General features: G+C 50.0%; 2 protein-coding genes. One reads left to right on the top strand and one right to left on the bottom strand.

Annotation, left to right across the window (positions count from 1 at the left end; genetic code table 11):
• Positions 1 to 355 precede the first annotated feature (355 nt).
• Positions 356 to 640: a type VI secretion system PAAR protein gene (locus tag ACSZO4_RS25370; protein WP_437891854.1), complete on the top strand. Its 285-nt coding sequence runs from the start codon at positions 356 to 358 to the stop codon at positions 638 to 640.
• Between the two features lie 354 nt (positions 641 to 994).
• On the opposite strand, the gene purT is transcribed toward ACSZO4_RS25370, so the two are convergent.
• Positions 995 to 2173 carry a formate-dependent phosphoribosylglycinamide formyltransferase gene (gene purT / locus ACSZO4_RS25365; protein ID WP_437891853.1) on the bottom strand — a complete coding sequence of 393 codons (1179 nt, stop codon included), beginning with the start codon at positions 2171 to 2173 and terminating at the stop codon, positions 995 to 997.
• Positions 2174 to 2362 lie beyond the last annotated feature (189 nt).

Genomic DNA, 2362 nt, shown 5'->3' with positions numbered 1-2362 from the left:
GCGGGCATCGTGAAAAATCTATGGCAAAGAAAGCCTTATGTTCTCATAACTGACGATTAAATCGCACCTTCCCTAAAGGTGACCTTTCAGAAGAACCTGTTGAAATACCATCGCCTGAGGTCTATCAGGAAGAGAAGTATGAAATAATAAAAGGGAAGTTTATAGTTATATCGTTCAGAACAATGGGGACGTAAAATCGAGAATTGAGCATATCCAGTTGCTAATTTTGATAATTGCTTTTTAGATTGACTTAATTATTATTCATGCCTGCTGAAATATAGGTTGAATAGATTAAACTATTTTTATATTAGAACTGCGATATATAAATACACCAATAAACAGTCAGGATCTCAACATGCCCACTGCTGCCAGACTTAGTGACAAAGGTACCCAGCATGATGGTTACCACGAAACCATTATTACTGCAGGTTCCCCAACCGTCTTTATCGACGGACTTCCCGCCGCTCGGATGGGCGACCTGCTGACGCCCCATGACAAACCCAAACATCCGCCCCATCCTCGAAAAATAGCGGGAGGCTCAGGTACGGTATTCATTGATGGTTTGCCTGCTGCCAGAACGGGCGATGCCATTGACTGTGGTGGTGTGGTTATCGGTGGAGGTACGGTTAATATCGGCTGATTTATCAGATATATAGGTATATATTAAGCGGTTTATACTTGGCTCGGTTTTCTGAACAAATCAGGATTTTATTTAGCTTGCATGGAGAAGCATCGCTATATGGGCCATCCAGATGGGGAGCAATAAGTGAGTTGGCTGAGCAACGTTCAACAGTTTTATACAAGCTATTAAATGATTTGAACCGGTTATAGAAGAAATTCAATACACAAATACCGACGCATTATCCCGAAACTAAAAAACCTGAGCCCGGTAAAATACCGAACTCAGGCTCTGGACGCCGCCGAAGATCAACTGTCCAACGTTGAGGCGCAGCCCATACATGCAGCTGCGACCAGGTTTTTCTTTTATTCCAGGTTATCCAGCGACCTTCACCGCCGCCGAAGCTGATTTAGCCCGCTCAACTGCGTCTTCTACGCTTTCTGCTGTTGCCAGCACCACGCCCAGACGACGCGTACCGTCGATTTCTGGTTTGCCGAACAAACGCACCTGCAGGCCAGCGCCTGTTGCATTTTCAACCTTATCGAACGTGACGTTCTGGCTTTTCAGTTCCGGAAGGATCACCGCCGAAGCCGATGGCCCGTACTGACGAACCTGGCCGACCGGCAGGCCAAGGAATGCGCGAACGTGCAGCGCGAACTCTGAAACGTCCTGGGAAATCAGCGTCACCATTCCGGTATCGTGCGGGCGAGGGGAGACCTCGCTGAAGATAACCTCATCGCCACAGACGAACAGCTCCACGCCAAACAGGCCATGACCGCCGAGTGCCAGCACGACTTTGCGGGCGATGTCCTGCGCGCGCTCCAGCGCCAGCTCAGTCATCAATTGCGGCTGCCAGGATTCACGGTAATCGCCGTCTTCCTGGCGATGGCCGATGGGGGCGCAGAAGTGAACGCCGTCAACGGCGCTGATGGTCAGCAGAGTAATTTCAAAATCGAAATTGACGACGCCCTCAACGATGACGCGACCGGCACCAGCGCGGCCACCTTGCTGGGCGTACTCCCAGGCTTTTGTCAGTTGGTCATGGCTGCGAATAAAACTCTGGCCTTTACCGGAGGAGCTCATTACCGGTTTTACGATACAGGGCAAACCAATCTCAGCCACGGCCTGGCGAAAGGCTTCTTCGCTGTCGGCAAAGCGATAGCTGGAAGTCGGAAGCGCCAGCTCTTCAGCAGCCAGACGACGAATACCTTCACGGTTCATGGTCAATTTAGCTGCACGGGCGCAAGGAACAACGCGCTGACCCTGGGACTCGAGTTCAAGCAGCATATCCGTAGCAATAGCTTCAATTTCCGGCACAATAAAATGCGGTTGTTCCTGCGCCACCAGCGCTTTCAGTGCCTCGCCATCCAGCATATTAATGACATGGGCGCGATGGGCAACATGCATCGCCGGGGCATCGGCATAGCGATCAACGGCGATAACTTCAATCCCCAGACGCTGGCACTCAATGGCCACTTCTTTGCCCAATTCACCAGAGCCTAATAACATTACGCGAGTTGCTGCCGGACGCAGCGCAGTACCTAAAAGAGTCATAGCTATTTTTACCGTCGAAAAAAACCTGGCAGCAGTATATACGAAAACGATTGCGCCTGTCTTTTATGGCTTGCCAGGTGTAAAATACAGCGGTAATATACTGTATATATAAGGGTCTTCCCCTGTTGTGGTGGCTGTTGTAGGCTTTTCGCTGTTGACCCAACAACAGGAGGAAAACCACTTGAATAA

This window comes from Phytobacter sp. V91 (genome assembly GCF_965644225.1).
In the GTDB taxonomy this organism is placed as follows: domain Bacteria; phylum Pseudomonadota; class Gammaproteobacteria; order Enterobacterales; family Enterobacteriaceae; genus CBFFRJ01.
The sequence above is the reverse complement of the archived record's forward strand: the minus strand, read 5'-3'. Positions and strand labels throughout refer to the sequence as shown.

Excerpts from the sequence above, each read along its gene's own strand:
- ACSZO4_RS25370 (WP_437891854.1), top strand. The coding sequence starts at position 356 with ATGCCCACTGCTGCCAGACTTAGTGACAAAGGTACCCAGCATGATGGT.
- purT (WP_437891853.1), bottom strand. The coding sequence starts at position 2,173 with ATGACTCTTTTAGGTACTGCGCTGCGTCCGGCAGCAACTCGCGTAATG.